This is a genomic window from Pseudomonas sp. M5A4_2d, from assembly GCF_053345295.1.
Genome location: NZ_JBKEZW010000004.1, coordinates 1 through 15863 on the forward strand (window position 1 = coordinate 1; position 15863 = coordinate 15863).

Here is a 15863-nt window from a genome sequence, read left to right on the forward strand (position 1 = left end):
TCCAAAAGTGACCCGCCGTAAGGGCGGAACCCATGTCAGCCGTGACCCAAACAACGGATATGTACTCAGCGCCCCCCCGACAACCACAGCACTCAACCCGTAAAAAAATGTGTAGATACCTATGCTCATCGCAGGCAAGCCCGGCTCCCACAGGAGAATGCATTCCAGCATGAGAACACGGTCCCCGGTGGGAGCTGGCTTGCCTGCGATAGCGCCAGTACGGGCGGCACAAGACTTCAGGCCCTATAGGCCCGCATAAACAAACCCACCACATCCTGCACATGGGCTTCGGCGGCTTCCTCATTCAGTGGCCCGCCGCAGCCATACAGCAAGCAGAAATTCGCCGTGCCCTTGAGCAGGCAAAAGAAATGCTCGGCCGCCGTCAACGGTTTGTCGATGCTCAGGGCGCCGCTCTGGTCGATCCGGCTGAGCAGGCGCTCCATGCCCTGCAGCATGCGCATGGGACCGGCTTCGAAGAAAATCTGCGAGAGTTTCACGTCCTGATTGCCGGTGGTCATCATCAGGCGATGCAGGTTCACCGACTCCTCGCTGTTGATCAGCCGATGGAACCCCCGCGCGATGTTCAACAACACAGTCTCCACCGGCATGCCTTCGGGCAATTCGAAGTACATCACCGGCAATTGCTCCTCGCACTTGGCCACGACGGCGGCGGTGAACAAGGTCTCTTTGTCGGTGAAGTGGCTGTAGACCGTCAGTTTTGACACGCCGGCCTCCAGGGCCACGGCATCCATGCTGGTGCTGGCGTAGCCATTGCTCAAGAACAGAATTTTAGCTGCTTCGAGAATTGCCTGGCGTTTTGCCATGTCCTTGGGACGCCCGGGGCTATTGGTGTTCACTCGATTGTCGGACATTTTCACCTTTAATACTGGACTGGTGAGTTTGGTATTAATAACATACTGGCCAGTATAATTATTCCTAGCTCCATTTGCGAAAGGTCCTTCAGCATGCGCAGCACTTTCCTGCCCCTTGCGTTGCCTGTCAGCCTGGTCTTCCTATTGGCCGCCTGCGGCCATGAAGAAGCGGCCCAAACCACTGCCCGCCCGGCGATGGTGGTGCAACCGCAGCCTTCCGCCCAGGCAATGGACAGCTATCCGGGTGAAGTACGTGCCCGTTATGAGCCGGACCTGGCCTTTCGTATTGGCGGTAAAGTCAGCAAGCGGCTGGTGGAGGAGGGCGAGCGGGTCAAGGCTAACCAGCCGCTGGCAGAGCTCGACCCGCAGGATGTGCGCCTGCAACTCGAAGCGACGCGTGCCCAGGTTGCCGCCGCCGAGGCCAACCTGAGCCTGGTGCGCGCCGAGCGTGACCGCTACAAGACCCTGATGGACCGTCAGATGGTCAGCCGCTCGCAGTACGACAATTCCGAAAACCTTTACCGATCCGGTGAAGCGCGCCTGAAGCAGATCAAGGCCGAATTCGATGTGTCGAGCAACCAGGCTGGCTATGCGGTGTTGCGCGCGCCCCAGGACGGTGTCGTCGCCAAGCGCGCGGTGGAAGTCGGCCAAGTGGTGTCCGCCGGCCAAACCGTGTTCACCCTGGCCACCGATGGTGAGCGCGAAGTGCTGATCAGCCTGCCCGAGCAAGGCTTCGGCCGGTTCAAGATCGGCCAGCCGGTGTCGGTGGAATTGTGGAGCCAGCCAGACCAACGCTTTACCGGGCGCATCCGTGAGTTGTCGCCCGCAGCCGATCCTAAATCGCGCACCTTCGCTGCCCGCGTCGCCTTCACGGGCGGCAAAGTCCCGGCCGAACTGGGCCAGAGTGCCCGAGTTTTCATACAGGCTGACGGCGTAATTCCCCTGTCGGTACCGCTGTCTGCCCTGAGTGCGGAGAACGGCGCGTCCTACGTTTGGCGTGTGCAACCTGACAACACGCTGAAACGCACACCGGTGCGCATTGGTGCCTTTGGCGAGAAAACCGTGCCGGTCCTCGAAGGCTTGGCCCCCACCGATTGGGTGATTGCAGCGGGCGTGCATGTGCTCCATGAGGGCCAGCAAGTGCGCCCGGTGGATCGCTCCAACCGAGTTGTGAATCTGGCGGCCAAGGAGTAGTCCCCGATGGGTTTCAATCTTTCCGAATGGGCGTTGCGTAATCGCCAGATCGTACTGTTCCTGATGATCCTGCTGGCTGTGGTCGGCACTCTGTCCTACACCAAGCTGGGGCAAAGCGAAGACCCACCGTTCACGTTCAAGGCCATGGTCATCAAGACCAATTGGCCCGGGGCCACCGCCCAGGAAGTCTCGCGCCAGGTCACCGAGCGTATCGAGAAAAAACTCATGGAGACTGGCGACTACGAGCGCATCGTTTCCTTCTCGCGGCCCGGTGAGTCGCAAGTCACCTTTGTGGCCCGCGACTCGATGCACTCCGCGCAGATTCCGGACCTGTGGTACCAGGTGCGCAAGAAGATCAGTGACATTCGCCAGACCTTGCCGCCGGACATTCAGGGGCCGTTTTTCAACGATGAATTCGGCACCACCTTCGGCAATATCTACGCGCTGACCGGCGATGGCTTCGATTACGCCGTGCTCAAGGACTACGCCGATCGCATCCAGATTCAACTGCAACGTGTGCCGGATGTGGGCAAGGTCGAGCTGCTGGGGTTGCAGGACGAGAAAATCTGGATCGAGCTGTCCAACCTCAAACTGGCCACCCTCGGCCTGCCCCTGGCGGCAGTGCAGCAGGCATTGCAGGAGCAGAACGCCGTGTCTACGGCCGGCTTCTTTGAAACCCCGACCGAACGTGTGCAACTGCGCGTGTCAGGCAACTTCAAAACTGTGGATGAGATCCGCAGTTTCCCGATTCGCGTGGGTGACCGCACGTTTCGCATTGGAGACGTGGCCGACATCCACCGTGGCTTCAACGACCCACCGGCACCGCGCATGCGTTATATGGGCGCGGACGCCATCGGCCTGGCCGTGGCCATGCGTGATGGCGGCGACATTCTGGTATTGGGCAAGGCCCTCGAAGGCGAATTCGCACGCCTGCAGAAGAACCTTCCGGCTGGCATGGAACTGCGCAAGGTGTCGGACCAGCCGGCGGCAGTGAAAACCAGTGTCGGTGAATTCGTCCAAGTATTGGCCGAGGCGTTGGCCATTGTCTTGCTGGTGAGCTTTTTCTCACTTGGGGTGCGCACCGGCATGGTCGTGGCCCTGGCGATTCCGCTGGTGCTGGCGATGACCTTTGCAACCATGTATTACCTCGGTATCGGCCTGCACAAAATCTCCCTCGGTGCGTTGGTGCTGGCCTTGGGGTTGCTGGTCGACGACGCCATCATCGCCGTGGAAATGATGGCGATCAAAATGGAGCAGGGTTACGACCGGATCAAGGCCGCCAGCTTTGCCTGGACCAGCACCGCGTTCCCCATGCTGACTGGCACGTTGATCACGGCGGCGGGCTTCCTGCCGATTGCCACCGCACAATCGAGCACCGGCGAATACACCCGTTCGATCTTCCAGGTGGTGACCATTGCTCTGCTGGCCTCGTGGGTCGCCGCGGTGGTGTTTGTGCCGTACCTGGGAGAAAAACTCCTGCCGGACCTGGCGAAAATTCACGCGGCCAAACACGGCACCGATGGCCCCGATCCTTACGGTACGCCGTTCTACCAACGCGTAAGACGTTTGGTTGAATGGTGTGTGCGTCGACGCAAGACAGTGATTGTCCTGACCCTGCTGCTGTTTATCGGCTCGGTGGCGCTGTTCCGATTTGTGCCGCAACAGTTCTTTCCCGCTTCCGGTCGCCTGGAGTTGATGGTTGACCTGAAACTGGCGGAAGGCGCTTCCCTGAGCAACACTGCCGACCAGGTCAAACGCCTGGAAGCCTTGCTCAAGGAGCATGCAGGCATCGAAAACTATGTGGCCTACGTCGGCACCGGTTCGCCGCGTTTCTATCTGCCGCTGGACCAGCAACTGCCGGCTGCAAGCTTCGCGCAATTTGTGGTGCTGGCCAAAACCATCGAAGAGCGCGAAAGCCTGCGCACCTGGCTGATCGAAACCCTTAACGAGCAATTCCCCGAACTGCGCTCGCGGGTCACGCGCCTGGAGAACGGCCCGCCCGTGGGCTATCCGGTGCAGTTTCGTGTGACCGGCGAACACATCGAAGAAGTCCGTGCCTTGGCCCGCAAAGTGGCGGCCAAGGTGCGCGAAAATACCCATGTGGTTAACGTGCACCTGGACTGGGAAGAACCGAGCAAAGTCGTCTACCTCAGTATCGACCAGGACCGCGCCCGTGCCCTTGGCGTAAGCACCGCCAACCTGTCGAAATTCCTGCAGAGTTCACTGACCGGTTCCACCGTCAGCCAATTTCGCGAGGACAACGAGTTGATCGAAATCCTCCTGCGCGGCACCGTGCATGAGCGCACCGAGTTGTCGTTGCTGCCGAGCCTGGCGGTGCCGACCGACAATGGCAAAAGCGTGGCGCTGTCGCAGATTGCCACCCTCGAATACGGCTTCGAAGAGGGCATTATCTGGCATCGCAACCGCCTGCCGACCGTCACCGTGCGCGCCGACATCTACGGCAAGGAACAACCGGCGACGCTGGTGCAGCAGATACTGCCAACACTCGCAGGCGTGCGTGCAGAACTGCCGGACGGCTACTTGCTTGAAGTCGGCGGCACCGTCGAGGATTCCGCCCGTGGCCAGAACTCGGTCAAGGCGGGTGTGCCTCTGTTTATTGTGGTGGTGCTGACCCTGCTGATGCTGCAACTGCGCAGCTTCTCACGCACTGCGATGGTGTTTCTGACGGCACCGCTGGGCTTGATCGGGGTGACCTTGTTTCTGCTGGTATTCCGCCAGCCCTTCGGCTTCGTCGCGATGTTGGGGACCATCGCCTTGTCGGGGATGATCATGCGCAACTCGGTGATCCTGGTGGACCAGATCGAACAGGACATCAAGGCTGGATTGGCGCCATGGCAGGCGATCATCGAAGCCACCGTCCGACGCTTCCGCCCGATTGTGCTGACAGCCCTGGCGGCGGTGCTGGCGATGATTCCGCTGTCACGCAGCGTGTTCTTCGGGCCGATGGCGGTGGCGATCATGGGAGGATTGATTGTGGCGACGGCGTTGACCCTATTGTTCTTGCCAGCCCTGTATGCTGCGTGGTTTCGAGTGAGGAAGGACGTCGCGTAATCATGCTGGCCACCGTTTCAGCCCTGATGTTGTTGTTGCTCGCCCCAGGCCCGACCAACACCCTGCTGTTCCGTGCGGGGGTGTTGTTCGGGTATCGGGCGTCGTGGACGCTGGTCTTTATCGAATGCCTGGCCTACTTGTTACAGGTGTCGGTGTGGGGCGTGGCGTTGCTTTATCTCGCGGCCTATTCGCCAGGGATGTTGAACATCACGCAACTGGCGGCGGCCTGCTACCTGTTGTATGTCTCGTTCAAGCTGTGGCAGCGCAAAAGCAGTGCTATCACTGCGACCGGGGATCGTTTTTCCGGCCTGTATTTTTTCTGGCTCACCGTGATGAACCCCAAAGGCCTGCTGATCGTTTCGTTTATCGCACCGGCCAGCGCCTTTGCTTCGCTGCAAGGCTATATAGGGTTCATGACCACCCTTGCGTTGGTGGTGATACCGGTAGGGGCTGCGTGGATCGTGCTGGGCAGCCGCTTTGAAGGCATGCAGAAGACGTGGCTCACGCCGTTGAAGATCAACCGGGCGACGTCGGTGGCCATCGGCTGTTTTGCAACGATCATGATTGGGCGGCTGGCGAGTTCGGTCATTCATTGATTTACATACTGATGCAAACAGGCATCGGCGGCTGTGGAACGTTCGCCTTTTTCACTCCACTCAGCATTGCCTGATGGACAGGCACGGGTTTCGGATTCGCCTGTTGGCGGTCGGGCCTGATTCAATGAGTTTATGGAGTGTTTATGTCGATTTTAAATGCCATTGTTTCTTTCAAACTTGCGCTACTGGATGCTCTGGTGGGCAATCATTCGTCGCACGGCAATTTTGGTTCCGCGCAACCACTGAGGCCGGGGTGCGGGCAACCCGGTCCTCACCGTCCTTACCGTCCTTACCGTCCTTACCGTCCTCAGCTGACACAGCAAGGAAGTGGTCATTCCCATCACGCCACTACGCACTACGACAAGCCTCATTACGGCACGCCTCACTACAACAGGCCGCATCCCGCCACGCCGCACCATCACCCGGTCAGTGAGCACCAGTTGCCCGTCAGGCCTTATTCGTATCCGCTGTTTTCGCTGAACCGTTAAGAGGCTTCGCCTGAGACAACTGCGCCAAGGCCCGTGGGAAGCGGCCTTGGCGCAGTGATTGGAGGGTAATGCTGAGAGGTTAAAGCGCGCCAAACACCTTCTTCGCCAGGCTGGTGGCCGCAGCCGCCGGGTTCTTGCGAATGGTTTCTTCCTGCTGCGCAATCATTTTGAACAAGCCGTCCAGCGCTTGTTCGGTCACGTAGCTTTCGACGTTGGCACTTTTGGCATCAACCGCGCCAAATGCCGCGGCCTTGCCCGCCAGGGCGTTGTACTGCTGGGCGACGCCAACCTTGTCGGTGGCGGCCTTGACGATCGGCAGGAACTTGGCGCGGATCTCTTCGCGGCTGCTTTTGTTCAGGTATTGAGTCGCCGAGTCCTGGCCACCAGTGAGGATGCCCTTGGCATCGGTCACGCTCATGTTTTTTACCGCATTGACCAGAATCGGTTGCGCCTGGGTCACGGCAGTTTCAGCCGCCTTGTTCATGCTGGTTTCCAGCTGTGTGACTTGATCACCCATGCCGAACATTTTCAGCTTGTCGGCCACTTTGCCGAGCTTGCCTGGCAGACCGATTTTCACTTCCGGGTTGTTGCTGAAACCACCGGGTACGCCCAGTTGTTTCACGGCGATCTGTGCGCCCTGGGTCAGTGCGTCCTTGAGACCGCCGCTGGCGTCGCTCTGGGACAGGCTGCCAAGTGACAGCGCCATGGCGTTGGCGCCAAGCAGCAGGCCGGCGCACAGGGCTGTGAGGCGAAGGGAGTTACGGAGCATGGGCGCTTCCTTTTGATCGGGCTTACGTTCTGGAAAATATCAGTGTGCGACCGCATCCACCCGCAGGCGCAGCGGTTGTGGGTCTTGACCATTAAGCTGCACAGCGTGCCGTTCGGTGGTGATAAACAGTAGCTTGCCATCCAGCTCGATGCGAGCGCTCACCGAGTAAGTGTGCCCTGGCTTGATGTGGGCCGGGTCGTAGCTCAGGTGAAACGGCAGTGGCACCTGGCCTTTTACCGGACCTTTCTGTTCGGCGAGGGTCACGGCCGGGGCGTCCATCAAGGACACGTCCTGCAGGCTGACGCTCAAGGTGGCGGCGGGCGGCAGGGCAATGCGCTGCAGGTAGAACACTTCGCCGTCGAGGCTGGCTTGGGCGGCAGGGTTCATGGATTGGCAGGCTCCGAGCAGGGCGGTGAGGCCGAGGAGGATGATCTTTTTCATGGTACAGCTCCTTTTCAACGGCGCCGGAATCCGCCCGGCGCCTCATTCAATCTAGCGGCTTTCTTCAGATTTGACCGGCTCAGGTTCGACCGGCGCCTCGACCGGCGCCTCGGCTGCGCCATCAACGCGATGCAACGCCACCTGCCGGATCGACAGGCGAATATCGGCTGGCAGCACGCGCTTCGCTGCGCCTTCAGCCAGTTCACCGAGCAGGTCGTGGTAGCTCAACTTGCCGGCTTCATCGCGGCGCAGCACATCTTGCTCGAGCAATGTCTGGATGAAATGTCGGAAAAGGCTCTTGTCGAAGAACTCCGGGGCATTGAGGCCATGCAGGATCGACAGGCGCTGGGCCATGATCGTGCACAGGTCTTCCAGCTCTTCGGCGCTGATGCTGTTCTGGCCGCTGTTGAGCAGCAGCGAGATCGCCATGTAGAAGCGTTGCAGGGTCTGGGCGATGCTCTTGGACAGCAGCGTCAGCAGCACAAAGTGCCGCGAACTGGGGGCCGGGCGCAGGTAGACGTCGTTTTCGAAGCGCAGCAGGCCTTGCTCGACAAACGCTTCAAGCCACTGGTCGACCACCGCGTCCAACTCCTCCAGCGACCAGCGGATAAACAACTCCGATTGCAGGTACGGATAGAGCGCGCGGGTGTAACGCAGGATTTGTTCGCGACTCATCCGCGAACTGCTTTGGAAGAAGCTTGCCAGCAGTGCGGGCAGGGCGAAGATGTGCAGCACGTTGTTGCGGTAATAGGTCATCAGGACGGCATTCTGCTCGTCCAGGTACAGGATCTTGCCCAGGGCGTCACTTTGCTCGGACAACAGGTCCATGTCCTTGACGTGCTTGATCAACGCCATGCCATCGCCTTCCGGCAAGGTGGTATGCGGCGAGTACGGCACGCGGCGCAGCAGCGCGAGGTACAGGTCCAACTGACGCGCCATGGCCTGTTCGTCCAGGGCCAGGCGGGTGGTGGACAGTAGCGCCAGCGCCACCAGGTTCACCGGGTTGACTGCGGCGGCTTCGTTCAAGTGGCGCGCCACCTGCTCACCGAGACGGTTGGTGGTTTCGTTGAGCCAGGCGGGTTTGTAGTTCGGCCCCAGCTCCTGGCTGCGCCAGTCAGGTTGCTCGGTGTCGAGGAACTCGGCCAGCTTGATCGGTTCACCGAAATTGACCGCGACTTGGCCAAAGCGCTGCTTGAGCGCGCCGACCACTTTGAAAATATCAAAGATCGATTCTTTCTTCTTGCTCGCCCCGCGCAGCTCGCCGAGGTAAGTGCGGCCTTCCAGCACACGTTCATAGCCGATATACACCGGCACAAACACGATCGGCATGCGCGAAGAGCGCAGGAAACTGCGCAGGGTGATTGCCAGCATTCCGGTTTTCGGTTGCAGCATGCGTCCGGTGCGCGAGCGCCCGCCTTCCACGAAGTACTCCACCGGGAAACCCTTGGTGAACAGCGTGTGCAAGTATTCGTTGAACACCGAGGTATACAGCGGGTTGCCCTTGAAGGTGCGGCGCATGAAAAACGCACCGCCACGGCGCAGCAGGCTGCCGATCACCGGCATGTTCAGGTTGATGCCGGCGGCGATGTGCGGCGGGGTCAGGCCATTCTTGAACAGCAGGTACGAGAGCAGCAGGTAGTCGATATGGCTACGGTGGCAAGGCACGTAGATCACCTCATAACCCTGGGCAACCTTTTGCACACCCTCGATGTTATTGACCTTGATGCCGTCGTAAATCTTGTTCCAGAACCAGCTCAGTACCACTTCGAGAAAGCGGATCGCGGTGTAGGTGTAGTCCGAGGCGATCTCGTTGCCGTAGCGCAGGGCCTGGGCCTTGGCTTTTTCCGGGGTGATTTTTTCGCGTTCGGCCTCTTCGCTGATGGCTTGGCGCACCAGCGGCATATTGACCAGGCCCTTCACCAAATTGCGGCGGTGGGACAGGTCAGGACCGATCACGGCGGTCTTCAGGTTACGAAAGTGCACACGCAGGATGCGCTGCGCCATCCGCACGGTGCGTTCGTGACCTTTATTGTGCTCGATCAATTCACGCAGGTTGATAGGCGCGGAGAATTGTACGCGGGTCTTGCGACCCAGGATCAGGATGCTCAACAGCCGGCGTAGACGGCCGGTAACGGCCCAGCTGTCGGCAAACAGCAGTTTCCATGGGCTGGACTCGCTCTCGGGCGACTGCCCCCAGAACACGCTGACGGGAATGATTTGTGCATTCTCTTCGGCGTGTTCGGTCAGGGTGTTGACCAGCCGGGTCAGGGTCGGCGGCGCGCCGCGCTTGTCCTGGCGGCCAAGCCAGTCCGGCTCCGGCGTGAGGTAGAAGAATGCGGCGGGTTCGATCAGCGGGCCTACCGATACCGGCAGCACCGGGCGCGGCAGGCCGGCCTTGGTGCACTCGGTATCGACCACGGCCAATTCGGTGAGGGAGGGCGATTGCAGGACGTAGAACACCGGCCGGCTGCGGTCGAGGTTAAGGGTTAGGGACGACTGGTTGATCGTCTCGGAGCGAACCCAGAGGTACAACAGTCGGCGCAAGGTGCCAAACACCAGACGGCGGAACGGGGAGCGGGTCATAGGCGTGCTGCTTCAAGTGGAAAAAATCGAGCAGGCGCTCGGGCTGGTAGTGTGCCGTATTCGCCGAAAATCGGCAAAAAAGCGGCGATGTAAACTTGAGTTGATCGTTTTTGAGCCTGTCTTATACTCGGCAGTTCAATGCGAACGACTCAACAATAAAAATGCATGTGGGAGTAAGACAGATGGCAACGCGCGAAACCGGCAATGTGAAGTGGTTCAACGATGCAAAAGGCTATGGCTTTATTCAGCGTGAGGACGGCAAGGATGTGTTTGTGCACTACCGCGCCATTCGCGGTGATGGCCACCGTTCATTGGCCGAAGGCCAGCAGGTGGAGTACGCCGTGGTGACCGGCGAGAAGGGGTTGCAGGCGGAGGATGTGGTAGGGCTGTAACCTGTATTTTGCTACACCGCTGAACCCTTGTGGGAGCGGGCTTGCTCGCGAAAGCGGTGTGTCAGTCACTATAAAGGCGACTGATCCACCGCTTTCGCGAGCAAGCCCGCTCCCACATTTGATTGGGTTCACAAATCAGGTTCAGGCAGTCTTCCAGGTGATCTGCTCTTCACCGTCCACGCTGATGCGAATCCAGGTGTCAGCGCTTTCCTCGCCTTCTTCCTCAACCCAGGTACCGGGCGCGCAACGCACTTCGACGTTCAGCGCAGCAAACGCAGCGCGGGCGCAGGCGATGTCGTCGTCCCACGGGGTCTGGTCGCTTTCCAGGTACAGGCTGTTCCATTTGCCGACGGCTTTTGGCAGCCAGGTGACCGGCACGCTGCCGGCCTTGCACTTGTAGGTCTGGCCTCTCTGGACCCAGTCGGTGCACGGGCCCAGGGCGGCGCCCAGCCAGGCGGCAATGGCCTTGTAGTCGACGTCGGCGTCCTTCAGGTAAATCTCGATATCAGGTTGGCGCATGGATGTTCCTCGTTGCGGGATTCGAAAATCCATTCGCGGATGCTTAAAAGTCGGTTATTGAAGCACGAAATAATCGTAGCGCATCGACACAGTGACCTGCAGCGGCTCGGCGGCCTCAATCACTTCGGCGCGGCGCTCGGCACTCGCGCGCCAGCCGTGGGGCGTCATCGCCAGCAGGTTGGCGCGGTCTTTGGGTTCGGCCAGGCTCAGGGTGAACGCCAGGGTTTCGCTGTGGGCCAGGCTCATGCCGTCCGGCACCAGTGCCAAATGCTTGTCGTCGGTGTATTCACGCACTTCGTCGTACAGGCGCTCGCGCAGTTCCATCAGGTGGCCCGCGGTCGGGCCAACTTTCATCAAGCCGCCACCGGGGCTGAGCAGGCGTTTGGCCTCCTGCCAGTCCAATGGGCTGAACACGCTGGCGAGGAACTGGCAGCTGGCATCGGCCAACGGCACGCGGGCCATGCTGGCGATCAACCAGGTCAGCGCCGGGTTGCGTTTGCACGCGCGCTTGACGGCTTCCTTGGAGATATCCAGCGCGTAGCCGTCGGCATCGGGCAGGGCTTCGGCGAGTTGCGCGGTGTAGTAACCCTCGCAACAGCCGATGTCCACCCAACGCTGTGGCGCACGCTCGGCGGCCAGTTCGGCCAGGCGCTTGGCCACCGGGGCGTAGTGCCCGGCGTTGAGGAAGTCGCGGCGTGCTTCGACCATGGCCAGGTTATCGCCCGGGTCGCGGCTGTTCTTGTGCTGCACCGGCAACAGGTTCAGGTAACCCTGGCGCGCACGGTCGAAACGGTGCCCGACCGGGCACGCCACGCCATTGTCCACCGCGTTGAGCGGTGCGCTGCAAATGGGGCAAGCGAGCATCAGGCGAGCAACTTGATCAGGGTTTGGTAATAGATTTCGGTCAGCACGTCGAGGTCGCTGGCCAGGATACGTTCGTTGACCTGGTGGATCGTCGCGTTGACCGGGCCCAGCTCGACCACTTGGGTGCCCAGCGTGGCGATGAAACGCCCGTCGGACGTACCGCCGCTGGTGGAGGCTTTGGTCTCGCGGCCGGTAATTGCCTTGATGCTGGCCGATACCGCATCCAGCAACGCGCCCGGTTCGGTGAGGAACGGCAGGCCTGACAGCGCCCACTCTACGTGCCAGTCCAGGCCATGTTTGTCGAGGATCGCCGCAACGCGCTGTTGCAAGCCTTCCACGGTGGATTCAGTGGAAAAGCGGAAATTGAACACCGCCGTCAGGTCACCGGGGATCACGTTGGTGGCGCCGGTGCCGGAGTTGAGGTTGGAAATCTGGAAGCTGGTCGGCGGGAAGAAGGTATTGCCGTCGTCCCAATGCTCGGCGGCCAATTCGGCCAGGGCCGGTGCGGCCAGGTGGATCGGGTTCTTCGCCAGGTGCGGATACGCCACGTGGCCTTGTACACCGCGCACGGTCAGGGTGGCGCCGAGAGAGCCACGACGGCCGTTCTTGACCACATCGCCCACCAGGGTCGTGCTCGACGGTTCGCCGACGATGCACCAGTCCAGGCGCTCCTTGCGTGCCGCCAAACGCTCGATCACAGCCTTGGTGCCATGGTGCGCCGGGCCTTCTTCATCGCTGGTGATCAGGAAGGCTACCGAGCCCTTGTGGTCCGGGTAGTCGGTGACGAAACGCTCGGATGCCACCAGCATTGCCGCCAGGCTGCCTTTCATGTCTGCCGCACCACGGCCGCAAAGCATGCCGTTTTCGTCGATCAACGCGTCGAACGGGTCGTTCTGCCAGGCCTGCACCGGGCCGGTCGGGACCACGTCGGTGTGGCCGGCAAAGCACAGCACCGGGCCTTCATGGTTGCCGTGGGTGGCCCAGAAGTTGTCCACGTCTTCGATGCGCATTGGCTCAAGCTTGAAACCGGCGTCGCCCAGGCGCTGCATCATCAGCTTCTGGCAGTCGGCGTCGATCGGTGTGACCGACGGGCGACGGATCAGGTCGATAGCGAGTTGAAGGGTCGGCGAAAGGTCGGCATGGGCCGTCATGTAAAAAACTCCGGAGGCGTGTCAGGGCGCGGTTTTGAGTAGGAACGCAGAGTGTGGAGCAGCGAACTTCCAATGTGGGAGCGGGCTTGCTCGCGAAAGCGGCGTATCAGTCGCCGGATGGGTTGGCTGGCATACCGCATTCGCGAGCAAGCCCGCTCCCACAAAGGGCAGTCAGTGCTTGCCTGATCCAACAAAACGGCCGTTATCTTATAGCAAAACGGCGGCCAGAGGCCGCCGTTTAGTGCATTGCGCAAGTTTTTACTCTGCCGTTACCGGCTCACCCTTCGGCGCCGGTTTTGGCAGCGACGAGAGGAACGCCATGATCAACGCCGCCACGTACGGCAGCGATTGCACCAGCAGCATTACCACCCAGAAGCGAATGTCATTGCTCGGCAGGCCCTGCACCAGGTAGATCCCCAGCGCCGCGCCCCACAACAGCAGCATGATGAACATTTCTTCGCGGGCTTCGGAAATGGCTACCCAGAAGCCGTGGTTATCCGCGTTTTTCGGTGTGCGAAAGAACGGAATACTGGTGGTGAAGAAACCATACAGCACCGCCTTGGCGATGGTGTGAGACAACGCCAACCCGGCCAGGGCCGCGCAGAACGCGTCCTTGAGGTTCACGCCGACTGCACGGCGGTACAGGAAGACGATCTTGCCCACCTTGAACACGAACAGCGCCAAGGGCGGAATCGCGAAAATCAGCAGTGGTGGATCGACACGGGTCGGCACGATGATCATCGCCGCGGACCATAACAAGGCGCCGACAGTGAAGAAGATGTTCATGCCGTCCGCCACCCACGGCAACCAGCCCGCGAGGAAGTGGTAGCGCTGGCCACGGGTCAGCTCGGTGCCCTTACCGCGCAAGAGGCTGGCGGTGTGACGCTTGATGATCTGAATCGCCCCGTAGGCCCAGCGGAAACGCTGTTTCTTGAAGTCGATAAAGGTGTCCGGCATCAGGCCTTTACCGTAGCTGTCGTGGTAATACGCCGCCGACAGACCTTTCTCGAATACGCGCAGGCCCAGTTCGGCGTCTTCACAGATGCACCAGTCGGCCCAGCCGAGTTCTTCGAGCACCGAGCGACGGGTCATGGTCATGGTGCCGTGCTGGATGATCGCGTCACGGTCGTTACGGGTGACCATGCCGATATGGAAGAAGCCTTTGTATTCCGCGTAGCAGAGCTTCTTGAAGGTGCTTTCGTTCTGGTCGCGGTAATCCTGCGGCGACTGCACCACGGCAATTTTCGGGTCGGCGAAGTGCGGCACCATGTGTTTGAGCCAGTTCGGCGACACGCAGTAGTCCGAGTCGATCACCGCAATCACTTCGGCATCCTTGGCGGTATGCGGGATCAAGTAGTTCAGCGCGCCGCCCTTGAAACCGGCCAGGGGCGAAACGTGGAAGAACTTGAAGCGCGGCCCGAGGGTTTCGCAATAATCGCGCACCGGTTCCCAAACGGCTGGGTCCTTGGTGTTGTTGTCGATGATCAGGACTTCGTAGTCCGGGTAATCCAGGGCGGCCAGGGCGTCGAGGGTCTGTTTGACCATCTCCGGCGGCTCGTTGTAGCACGGCACATGGATCGACACTTTCGGGCGGTAGTCCGAATCCCCTTCCACCGGCAGGAATTCACGCCGGCGTTTGTGAGTCCATACCGCTTCCGCCAATTCGTGGGCTTCGGTCAGCAACACGATAAACACGCCCAGCGCGCCGAGTGCCAGCAAGATCCCGACGGTCACACTGAACCAGGTGCTGTATTGCTGGCTGTAGTCGTAGCCGATCCACACCAGCACCGACCCGCACAGGAAGGCGATAAAGGTCAGGAAGGTCCGGCCACGCTGGCGCAGGGCCGAGCCGTCGATCATCAGCAAGGTCAGCGACAGCAGCGCGAGCACCACCGAGCCGATGGCCAGCACGCGCCATTGCGGGATCGCGACCACAGGGCCTTCAAAGTTGAATTTCTGCTGGCGCGCGGCGTTGTACACACCCCAGTAAGCACCGGCTGAACCTTCGTCGCTGACTTTCCACGGCTGGTCGAAGGCCTCGATCACGAAGTAGTTGTAGCCCTGGCGGTTCAGCTTGTTCACCAGCGTGCGCAGGTAAATCGCCTGGTCTGCCGGGGACGTTTCATTACCCCCACGCATGCGCCCGTTGCTCGGCCAGCCAACCTCCGACAGCAGCAGCGGCTTTTTCGGGAACAATTTCTTCAGGTCCCTGGCGCGGTCGAGTACGTACTGGCCGGCCTTGTCCATCGGAATAAATTCCCAGAACGGCAGGATGTGCGCGGCAATCAGGTCGACGTGCTTGGCCAGTTGCGGGTTCTTTTCCCAGATGTGCCATTGCTCGGACGTTGTCACCGGTACTTTCACGGCGCCGCGCACGCGATCGAGCAACACGATCAGCGCTTGCGGGGTAATTTCTTCACGGAACAACGCTTCGTTACCGACCACTACCCGCACGACGCTGCGCGAACTGTTGGCCAGTTCGATGGCGCGCTGGATTTCGCGTTCGTTACGTTCAAGGTCCGGGCTGATCCAGATACCCAGGGTCACGCGCAGACCGAACTCTTCGGCCAGCTTGGGGATATCCCCCAGGGTGCCGTCGACCGAGTAGGTACGGATGTTGTCCGTCAGCTTGCTCATGATCTCGAGGTCGCGACGCATTTCTTCGTCGCTTGGGTACTGGTCTTTCTGCGGGAACTGGCCTTGCTGGAACGGCGAGTAGGAAAACCCGGAGATCTGTTCGGGCCAGTTGGGGGCAGTGACCGGGCGGTTGATCAGCGCCCAGAAACCGGTGAACAGCGCGGCAATTGCCAGCACCACCACCAGGTTGAGTCCAAATTTACGCGATGACATAGCGATTTCGGGTTCCAAAGGGTGTGGAACGAAAAGAGGTGTCGGCCTACGCCGAACGGCGCGCATCCTACA

Annotated in this window: 13 protein-coding genes; 5 read left to right on the forward strand and 8 right to left on the reverse strand. The window is 60.5% G+C overall.

Going from position 1 to position 15863, the window contains the following annotated elements; all coding sequences use genetic code 11:
* Positions 1–236: 236 nt before the first annotated feature.
* Positions 237–872, reverse strand: coding sequence for a TetR/AcrR family transcriptional regulator (locus ACLBW8_RS13045; protein WP_447805529.1), 636 nt, complete (start codon positions 870–872; stop codon positions 237–239).
* Between the two features lie 93 nt (positions 873–965).
* Here ACLBW8_RS13045 and ACLBW8_RS13050 point away from each other — a divergent pair, with 93 nt between their 5' ends.
* From ACLBW8_RS13050 to ACLBW8_RS13065, 4 genes are all read left to right on the forward strand, one after another.
* Complete coding sequence (locus ACLBW8_RS13050) at positions 966–2066, forward strand: efflux RND transporter periplasmic adaptor subunit (RefSeq protein WP_447805530.1); 1101 nt, start codon at positions 966–968, stop codon at positions 2064–2066.
* Positions 2067–2072: 6 nt separating this feature from the next.
* Positions 2073–5138, forward strand: a complete 3066-nt coding sequence (locus tag ACLBW8_RS13055; protein ID WP_447805531.1) for an efflux RND transporter permease subunit — start codon at positions 2073–2075, stop codon at positions 5136–5138.
* A gap of 2 nt (positions 5139–5140) precedes the next feature.
* Positions 5141–5734, forward strand: a complete 594-nt coding sequence (locus tag ACLBW8_RS13060; protein WP_447805532.1) for a LysE family translocator — start codon at positions 5141–5143, stop codon at positions 5732–5734.
* A gap of 143 nt (positions 5735–5877) precedes the next feature.
* Positions 5878–6222 carry a hypothetical protein gene (locus ACLBW8_RS13065; RefSeq protein ID WP_447805533.1) on the forward strand — a complete coding sequence of 115 codons (345 nt, stop codon included), beginning with the start codon at positions 5878–5880 and terminating at the stop codon, positions 6220–6222.
* A gap of 79 nt (positions 6223–6301) precedes the next feature.
* Here ACLBW8_RS13065 and ACLBW8_RS13070 read toward each other — a convergent pair whose 3' ends face one another.
* Genes ACLBW8_RS13070 through plsB form a run of 3 tightly spaced genes read right to left on the reverse strand, consistent with a single transcriptional unit; the run spans position 6302 to position 10015 of the window.
* A complete protein-coding gene (locus tag ACLBW8_RS13070; RefSeq protein ID WP_064451053.1) occupies positions 6302–6991 on the reverse strand; it encodes a DUF4197 domain-containing protein in 690 nt (229 codons plus the stop codon).
* A gap of 39 nt (positions 6992–7030) precedes the next feature.
* Positions 7031–7432 carry a YbaY family lipoprotein gene (locus ACLBW8_RS13075; protein ID WP_447805534.1) on the reverse strand — a complete coding sequence of 134 codons (402 nt, stop codon included), beginning with the start codon at positions 7430–7432 and terminating at the stop codon, positions 7031–7033.
* A gap of 51 nt (positions 7433–7483) precedes the next feature.
* A complete protein-coding gene (gene plsB, locus ACLBW8_RS13080) occupies positions 7484–10015 on the reverse strand; it encodes a glycerol-3-phosphate 1-O-acyltransferase PlsB (RefSeq protein ID WP_447805535.1) in 2532 nt (843 codons plus the stop codon).
* 182 nt (positions 10016–10197) lie between these two features.
* Between plsB and ACLBW8_RS13085 the strand changes: the two genes are divergently transcribed.
* Complete coding sequence (locus ACLBW8_RS13085; RefSeq protein WP_032891681.1) at positions 10198–10407, forward strand: cold-shock protein; 210 nt, start codon at positions 10198–10200, stop codon at positions 10405–10407.
* A gap of 141 nt (positions 10408–10548) precedes the next feature.
* Here ACLBW8_RS13085 and ACLBW8_RS13090 read toward each other — a convergent pair whose 3' ends face one another.
* The 4 genes from ACLBW8_RS13090 to ACLBW8_RS13105 all read right to left on the reverse strand — a co-directional run bounded on the left by ACLBW8_RS13090 (position 10549) and on the right by ACLBW8_RS13105 (position 15791).
* A complete protein-coding gene (locus tag ACLBW8_RS13090; RefSeq protein WP_064451056.1) occupies positions 10549–10926 on the reverse strand; it encodes a hypothetical protein in 378 nt (125 codons plus the stop codon).
* A 54-nt stretch (positions 10927–10980) separates the two neighbouring features.
* The gene (locus tag ACLBW8_RS13095) at positions 10981–11790 is read right to left on the reverse strand and encodes a putative RNA methyltransferase (RefSeq protein ID WP_447805536.1); all 810 of its coding nucleotides are present in this window, start codon (positions 11788–11790) and stop codon (positions 10981–10983) included.
* Positions 11790–12941 carry a succinyl-diaminopimelate desuccinylase gene (dapE, locus tag ACLBW8_RS13100; protein ID WP_128586904.1) on the reverse strand — a complete coding sequence of 384 codons (1152 nt, stop codon included), beginning with the start codon at positions 12939–12941 and terminating at the stop codon, positions 11790–11792. Before dapE ends, ACLBW8_RS13095 begins: the two co-directional genes overlap by 1 nt.
* Positions 12942–13199: 258 nt before the next feature.
* The gene (locus tag ACLBW8_RS13105; protein WP_447805537.1) at positions 13200–15791 is read right to left on the reverse strand and encodes a glycosyltransferase; all 2592 of its coding nucleotides are present in this window, start codon (positions 15789–15791) and stop codon (positions 13200–13202) included.
* Positions 15792–15863: the final 72 nt, after the last annotated feature.

What these genes read in the sequence shown, in the direction of transcription:
- plsB (WP_447805535.1), bottom strand. Translation starts at nt 10,015, where the DNA reads ATGACCCGCTCCCCGTTCCGCCGTCTGGTGTTTGGCACCTTGCGCCGA.
- ACLBW8_RS13075 (WP_447805534.1), bottom strand. Translation starts at nt 7,432, where the DNA reads ATGAAAAAGATCATCCTCCTCGGCCTCACCGCCCTGCTCGGAGCCTGC.
- ACLBW8_RS13065 (WP_447805533.1), top strand. Translation starts at nt 5,878, where the DNA reads ATGTCGATTTTAAATGCCATTGTTTCTTTCAAACTTGCGCTACTGGAT.
- ACLBW8_RS13055 (WP_447805531.1), top strand. Translation starts at nt 2,073, where the DNA reads ATGGGTTTCAATCTTTCCGAATGGGCGTTGCGTAATCGCCAGATCGTA.
- ACLBW8_RS13095 (WP_447805536.1), bottom strand. Translation starts at nt 11,790, where the DNA reads ATGCTCGCTTGCCCCATTTGCAGCGCACCGCTCAACGCGGTGGACAAT.
- ACLBW8_RS13060 (WP_447805532.1), top strand. Translation starts at nt 5,141, where the DNA reads ATGCTGGCCACCGTTTCAGCCCTGATGTTGTTGTTGCTCGCCCCAGGC.
- ACLBW8_RS13050 (WP_447805530.1), top strand. Translation starts at nt 966, where the DNA reads ATGCGCAGCACTTTCCTGCCCCTTGCGTTGCCTGTCAGCCTGGTCTTC.
- ACLBW8_RS13105 (WP_447805537.1), bottom strand. Translation starts at nt 15,791, where the DNA reads ATGTCATCGCGTAAATTTGGACTCAACCTGGTGGTGGTGCTGGCAATT.
- ACLBW8_RS13090 (WP_064451056.1), bottom strand. Translation starts at nt 10,926, where the DNA reads ATGCGCCAACCTGATATCGAGATTTACCTGAAGGACGCCGACGTCGAC.
- ACLBW8_RS13070 (WP_064451053.1), bottom strand. Translation starts at nt 6,991, where the DNA reads ATGCTCCGTAACTCCCTTCGCCTCACAGCCCTGTGCGCCGGCCTGCTG.
- dapE (WP_128586904.1), bottom strand. Translation starts at nt 12,941, where the DNA reads ATGACGGCCCATGCCGACCTTTCGCCGACCCTTCAACTCGCTATCGAC.
- ACLBW8_RS13045 (WP_447805529.1), bottom strand. Translation starts at nt 872, where the DNA reads ATGTCCGACAATCGAGTGAACACCAATAGCCCCGGGCGTCCCAAGGAC.
- ACLBW8_RS13085 (WP_032891681.1), top strand. Translation starts at nt 10,198, where the DNA reads ATGGCAACGCGCGAAACCGGCAATGTGAAGTGGTTCAACGATGCAAAA.